Genomic DNA, 6,944 nt, shown 5'->3' with positions numbered 1-6,944 from the left:
CGTAAAAACCCACCGGAACACACCTCAAAAACACCGAAAAAGCGGGACTTTCCATAAGAAAGTCCCGCTCTGCTGTTACAAAGATACAACATTTTCGAGCCAAAAGCAAATTATGTTAAAATACGGGCTACCTCCTTTATTCCCCTTTTAAGAGCATTCACCGGACGCTCCGTACACAAAAAAAACATCAATCGCTTTGTCCTCTGCCTGCGTTGATGTATCTTTGCTTTTTAAAACGATCCGGCCTGGCTGCGGTCCGTATTTTTATCATCCGTATGAAGTATTACGAAACGAATATGACCTACGACACCCAAGACTACATAGAACTGACCCCCGAAGGATTGACACAAGGCACCACCCTGACGGACGTATTCCTGCTCATCATGCGCGAAAGCGAGGGCAGTCGTCACCTGCCCCTCATTCTTGACAAACAAGGATTCCAACTGATTTGTCAGGCCTTGGAGAACCAGCACTTTCCAGAAACAAAGCTCATGGGCAAACTGGCACGTGTATTCGCCATTACGCCCCGACGGGTCGTAGTGCGCTACACACAGGCCGGCCACTTCTTTGCCACGATCTTCTGGCAGCAAGCCGGGAGCAATGATGAACATATTCTCAACACGGAACTGGCACAAGGCATCGCCACTTCTTTGGAACAAGGATGCCCCATTGTGATATACCGAGAGGAGTTCAACCGCCTGCACAACCGTCAATCCAAAGAAGGACAGGTGGCTATCCCCCTGACTGCCATGTCGGGCGATCTTCTGAAAGAGGCCCTGCGCCTGGCCGTGGAAAGCGACAATTTCGAGCTGGCCTCACAGTTGCGTGATGAAATAAACAGCCGTCAAAAAGACACCGGCAATCCCTAAGTTCCGCATATCATGAAAGAATATCACCTTTTCTATGCTCCCGGCCTACCGGCCGACAGCCAACTGCCGGCAGATGAAGCCGGCCACGCCGTGCGCGTGTTGCGCATGAAAGAAGGCGACGAACTGCTGGCCACCGACGGCAAGGGACATTTCTACGAATGTACAATAACTGTGGCTTCTCAAAAACGTGTCATGCTCAACATAGAGCATACAACCGAAGGCCCGCATTACTGGAGAGGACACATCCACTTGGCTGTAGCCCCCACAAAGAACATAGACCGCATGGAATGGCTGGCCGAAAAGGCTACCGAAATCGGACTGGACCAACTGACTTTTCTGAACTGCAAGAACTCCGAACGCCGTGTGGTAAAGACTGAACGGGTGGAACGCATCGTCGTATCGGCCACCAAGCAGAGTCACAAGGCCTGGAAGCCGGAAGTGGCTGAAATGACGCCTCTGAAGACATTCATAGCCCAACCACGCAACGGTGAGAAATTCATAGCCCATTGCCACGAGAAATACCAAGGTCCTTTCCTTGCCGACGTGGCGCCACACGAAGGCGATGCCACCATCCTCATAGGTCCTGAAGGTGATTTCAGTATTGAAGAGGTCGAGACGGCCATTGCAGCCGGCTACAAACCCGTCAGCCTGGGACAAAGCCGTCTGCGCACCGAAACAGCCGCTCTCGTAGCCGTCCACATCCTGCAAATCCAATCAAGCCGTTAATTCCCAGACACATTCCCCTAACAAATTTCATCAAAAGCCATGCAACGCCTCATTGAACTCTATCGTCAAAACTTCGGCCATACTCCGCAAAACACGGAAAGTCTGCCAAAGGCCGGCAGCAACCGCCACTATGTGCGTTTAACAGGCAATGACGGGGAAAGTGTCATCGGAGTAATCAGTCCTGACACCGAAGAAAACCGGTGTTTCATTTACCTGAGCCGGCATTTTGCCGGCAAATATCTGCCGGTGCCTGAAGTGATAGCAGTTTCAGACGATACCACCTGTTATCTGCAAACAGACCTGGGACGCACCTCGCTCTATCAGGCACTTGAGCGGGGACGCAAAGCCGGCGACGGTTACAACGAAGAAGAACACCGGAAAATACGTCAGACTATCCGCCTGCTTCCCCACATACAAGTGATAGGAGCTGAAGGACTTGATGAAGAACGTCTTCTGTCGCCACGCCACTTTGACGAACGCTCCGCCATGTTCGACCTCTACTACTTCAAATACTGTTTTCTGCGCACCAAAAACATAGCCTGCGATGAAGTGAGGCTGGAGAACGACCTCATACACATGGCCAGCGACCTTACTGTGCCATCATGCACCGAAAAAAAGACATTTCTCTTCAGAGACTTTCAGGCACGCAATGTCATGATGTCTCCCACGCCGCACTTTATTGATTTTCAAGGAGGACAAACAGGCCCCCTGCAATACGACGTTGCCTCTTTCCTGTGGCAAGCCTCGGCACGCTATCCGCACGCCCTGCGCGAAGAAATGACTGCTGAATATATTGAAGAACTTCGCTCACTCATCAACTTTGACGAAGAGGCATTCCGCAACCGCTTGCAGCTATTTGTACTTTTCCGCACTCTGCAGGTGCTGGGAGCCTATGGCCTGCGCGGATACTTCGAACGCAAGCAATACTTCATCGACAGCATCCCACCAGCCATCGAAAACCTGCGGCGGCAGATTCTCGATGGGGTATGCATCCCTTACCCCTATCTGGAAGAAATATTAAAACGCCTGACCGGCACTGAAGAAAAAACACCATCCTCTTTTTCTTCCACTCTCCCGGCAACCAACCGACAAACGCCGGTACATGTGGAATCAGTAAAAGAGAAAACTGAAAAAAACCTCATTGTACGCGTGTGGAGTTTCAGCTACAGAAAAGGTATTCCCGAAGACCCGTCGGGCAATGGAGGCGGTTATGTATTTGACTGCCGTTCCACACACAATCCCGGACGTTACGAACCTTACAAGCAACAAACCGGACTGGATGCCCCTGTAATAACATTTCTGGAGAAAGACGGCGAAATTCTCCGCTTTCTTGAACACGTCTATGCTTTAGCCGACACCCATGTGACACGTTACATAGAACGCGGTTTCAACTCACTGATGTTCTGTTTCGGATGCACCGGCGGCCAACATCGCAGTGTTTACAGCGCACAACACACCGCAGAATATATCCACAACAAATACGGCGTTGAAGTGCAACTTTTCCACCGCGAGCAAGGTATCAATCAAGTGTTTGCCCGTCGCAAAGAATAAACTCCATTCATTAACTAAGCATGAGAAGCATCAATAGTCTGAGGCTGATTATATATATAATAATGTGTGCGGTTGCTATGAACACGGCAGCGCAAAAGCGTAGCCGCATATTCGGTACCGTACGTGACGACCGGGGCGACCCCATAGAGTTGGCCAATGTAAGAATACAGGCTCAAGGAGTACGCACGGTAACCAATCTCAAGGGAGAATACAGTTTATACTGCTCCTCACGTGATACGGTTGTCGTTATTTACTCTCTCATCGGTTATGAAACCCGACGGCGCAAACTCAACTCGCCATCCGACTCAGTACGCATAGACATCATTCTGCCATCTTACGGACAGACCATGTTAGAGGAAGCCACCGTCAAGGGACAAGGCGTGCAAACCGGAACTACACAAAAAATCAAACCTACGGACAGCAAACTGATGCCATCGACCACAGGTAATGCCGTAGAAGAAATCATAGCGACACAAGCTGGTGTGTCCACCCACAATGAATTATCCTCGCAATACAACGTTCGCGGCGGAGCTTTCGAAGAAAACTGTGTCTACCTCAATGGCATAGAAGTTTACCGTCCGATGCTGATACGCTCCGGGCAACAAGAAGGTCTCTCCATCATCAACTCTGACATGGTAGAAAGTATCGGGTTTTCATCAGGTGGTTTTGAGGCACGTTATGGCGACCGCATGTCTTCCGTACTCGATATCATTTATAAGCGTCCGGAAAAATTTGAAGCTACCGCCGCTGCCTCCATGCTAGGTGCAAACGGGTACATCGGCTGGGGCAACAAGCACGTCAGCCTTATGACCTCTATCCGCTATAAGACCACACGACACCTACTCGGAACAACCGACACTAACGGCGAATATAAACCGAACTTTCTCGACTATCAAGCCGTATTATCATGGCGCCCCAACCAACGATGGAGCCTTGACATGATGGGCAATATCTCCGACAATCATTACAACTTCAAGCCGCAAGACCGTGAAACGAAATTTGGCACCCTCTATGACGCCAAATCTTTCAAGGTCTACTTTGACGGACAGGAAAAAGACAACTTCAAAACACTCTTCGGAGCAGCCACACTCACACGACATTTCAATCCACAAACTTTTCTGGCCCTGCAAGCATCGTCTTTCGCCACGCAGGAACAGGAGACTTACGACATACAAGGCGAATACTGGCTTAACGAAGCGACCACACAAGAACAATTGGGCGTTGGAACTTATATGGAACATGCCCGCAACCGATTAAAAGCAAATGTATTCAACTTAGGGCTAAGATTCCGCACACAAGTAAAAGACCATACATTACAGGCCGGCGTGGACTGGCGGCGCGAACATATCAGAGAAAATGCGCGGGAATGGGAAATGCGCGATTCTATGGGATACTCACTTCCGGCAGAACCAGACCGTCTTATGCTCATCTACAGCCAACGGTCACAGAATGAGCTGACGGCCAACCGACTCGAAGCATACACACAGGACGCATGGCGCTTTAAAACAGACATAGGCTTGTTTAACCTCACCTACGGCCTGCGTCTGGCGCATTGGGACTGGAACAAAGAAACCCTACTATCGCCACGCCTATCGCTGGGACTTCTACCATCATTCAGCAACAACTGGACGTTCCGTTTTGCAACTGGTTTTTACTATCAGGCACCATTCTACAAAGAACTTCGTGACACAACAAATACGGCAGGAATATTCTCCGTCATCCTCAATAAAGGCATAAAGTCGCAACGGTCCATACATTTCGTATTAGGTAGCGACTATACTTTCCGAATGCTCGGCCGCCCCTTCCGCTTCACTACAGAAATATATTATAAAGCGCTCTCCAATCTTATCCCCTACAGCATCGACAACGTTCGCATTGTTTATTATGGGAAAAACCTCTCAAAAGGTTATGCAACCGGTATAGACTTCAAACTCTTTGGGGAGTTTGTACCCGGAACAGATTCTTGGATAACGTTTTCCCTGATGAGAACCAAAGAAAAACTAAACGGCATCTGGCTACCACGTCCAACAGACCAGCGCTATAATCTTTCATTATACTTCACAGACTACTTTCCCGGTACCGACCGCTGGCGTCTGACTCTCAAAGCCGCCTTTGCCGACGGACTCCCTTTCGGACCACCTCATACAAGTCGTGAAAGACACACATTTCGCGCACCAGCCTATAAGCGAGTGGATATAGGCATGAGCTACCGACTTTGGGGCGACCAAAAACAAAATGCCCAAAGAACTTGGGGACGTGCAGTAAAAAATGTATGGCTAGGATTGGACGCTTTCAATATTATGGATATCAAGAACGTCAATTCATATTATTGGGTAACGGACATAACCAACACACAATATGCCGTACCGAATTACCTGACCGGACGACAAATCAACTTACGTTTAAGCATTGATTTCTAAATCATACCCTCTTCATCTTTGATAAGAGTCCGTCATTTACAATAAAAATAGAATAAAAAAAGGATTTTCACACATTTTTATACGCCAAACGTGCTTAAAAAACAAAAAGGATTTCGTAAATTTGCAGTGAAAAGAGGGGCATGTCACAACATATCCTTAATACATTGAACAACAGAAAAGAAAAATATATTAACCATCTTAATAGTTAAATTAAAGTTATGATTAAAGTAGGTATTAACGGTTTCGGTCGTATTGGCCGTTTCGTATTCCGCGCCGCTCAGACTCGCAGCGACATTCAGATTGTAGGTATCAACGACCTCTGCCCCGTAGATTACTTGGCATACATGTTGAAGTATGATACAATGCACGGCCAGTTTGAAGGCACTATTGAAGCTGACGTTGAAAAGAGCCAATTGATTGTAAATGGTAATGTTATCCGCGTAACAGCCGAGCGTAATCCGGCCGATCTGAAATGGGATGCTGTAGGTGCTGAATATGTAGTAGAATCTACAGGCCTTTTCCTTACCAAGGAAAAAGCTCAGGCTCACATCGAAGCTGGTGCCAAATATGTAGTTATGTCCGCTCCTTCTAAGGATGATACGCCTATGTTCGTATGCGGCGTTAACTTCGATAAATATGAAAAGGGTACTCAGTTCGTTTCTAACGCTTCTTGCACAACGAACTGTTTGGCTCCCGTGGCTAAAGTTCTTCACGACAAATTCGGTATCACCGATGGTTTGATGACAACTGTTCACTCTACTACCGCTACTCAGAAGACTGTTGACGGTCCTTCTTTGAAAGACTGGCGTGGTGGCCGTGCTGCTGCCGGCAATATCATCCCCTCTTCTACCGGTGCTGCCAAGGCTGTAGGTAAGGTAATTCCTGAACTCAACGGTAAGTTGACCGGCATGTCCATGCGTGTTCCTACTTTGGACGTTTCTGTAGTTGACTTGACTGTAAACCTCGCCAAACCAGCTACCTATGAAGAAATTTGCGCTGCCATGAAAGAAGCTTCTGAAGGCGAACTGAAGGGTGTTCTTGGCTATACCGAAGATGCCGTTGTTTCCAGCGATTTCCTCGGTGATGCACGCACCTCCATCTTCGATGCTAAAGCAGGTATTGCCCTCACCGATACTTTCGTTAAAGTTGTTTCTTGGTACGACAACGAAATCGGTTACTCTAACAAAGTTCTCGAACTCATTGCCCACATGGCAAAAGTAAATGGCTAATTAAAAAGCCTTCCAACTTTAAAACAAAAGGTTGTCTAATTTTTTAGTTAGACAACCTTTTATATTTAATTTCTATCATAAACAAAAAATACTCTTATACCGCACAAAAATCATACTACAAACGTAAGAAAAGTGAATTAAAATTTGGT

Annotated in this window: 5 protein-coding genes; all 5 read left to right on the top strand. The window is 47.7% G+C overall.

The features are described 5' to 3' along the window. Positions 1 to 275 precede the first annotated feature (275 nt). The 5 genes from C5S62_RS01305 (at position 276) to gap (ending at position 6,795) form a co-directional block, all read left to right on the top strand. Positions 276 to 869 (top strand): bifunctional nuclease domain-containing protein, encoded by a 594-nt coding sequence (locus tag C5S62_RS01305; protein WP_172486214.1) that lies wholly within the window; start codon positions 276 to 278, stop codon positions 867 to 869. Between the two features lie 12 nt (positions 870 to 881). Beyond that, on the top strand, positions 882 to 1,595 hold the full coding sequence (locus tag C5S62_RS01300) for a 16S rRNA (uracil(1498)-N(3))-methyltransferase (RefSeq protein WP_104403735.1): 714 nt from the start codon (positions 882 to 884) through the stop codon (positions 1,593 to 1,595). A 39-nt stretch (positions 1,596 to 1,634) separates the two neighbouring features. Then, positions 1,635 to 3,146 (top strand): phosphotransferase, encoded by a 1,512-nt coding sequence (locus C5S62_RS01295; protein ID WP_104403734.1) that lies wholly within the window; start codon positions 1,635 to 1,637, stop codon positions 3,144 to 3,146. Between the two features lie 77 nt (positions 3,147 to 3,223). Next, entirely contained in the window at positions 3,224 to 5,566 is a 2,343-nt protein-coding gene (locus C5S62_RS01290) for a TonB-dependent receptor (RefSeq protein WP_223301091.1), read from the top strand. 218 nt (positions 5,567 to 5,784) lie between these two features. After that, on the top strand, positions 5,785 to 6,795 hold the full coding sequence (gene gap, locus C5S62_RS01285; RefSeq protein ID WP_104403732.1) for a type I glyceraldehyde-3-phosphate dehydrogenase: 1,011 nt from the start codon (positions 5,785 to 5,787) through the stop codon (positions 6,793 to 6,795). The last annotated feature ends 149 nt before the right edge of the window (positions 6,796 to 6,944 follow it).

It is taken from the genome of Prevotella sp. MGM2, from assembly GCF_002933955.1.
In the GTDB taxonomy this organism is placed as follows: domain Bacteria; phylum Bacteroidota; class Bacteroidia; order Bacteroidales; family Bacteroidaceae; genus Alloprevotella.
This window is presented reverse-complemented; position numbering and strand designations above follow the sequence as displayed.

Coding starts and splice junctions, on each gene's coding strand:
- C5S62_RS01300 (WP_104403735.1), top strand. CDS start 882: ATGAAAGAATATCACCTTTTCTATGCTCCCGGCCTACCGGCCGACAGC.
- C5S62_RS01295 (WP_104403734.1), top strand. CDS start 1,635: ATGCAACGCCTCATTGAACTCTATCGTCAAAACTTCGGCCATACTCCG.
- C5S62_RS01290 (WP_223301091.1), top strand. CDS start 3,224: ATGAACACGGCAGCGCAAAAGCGTAGCCGCATATTCGGTACCGTACGT.
- gap (WP_104403732.1), top strand. CDS start 5,785: ATGATTAAAGTAGGTATTAACGGTTTCGGTCGTATTGGCCGTTTCGTA.
- C5S62_RS01305 (WP_172486214.1), top strand. CDS start 276: ATGAAGTATTACGAAACGAATATGACCTACGACACCCAAGACTACATA.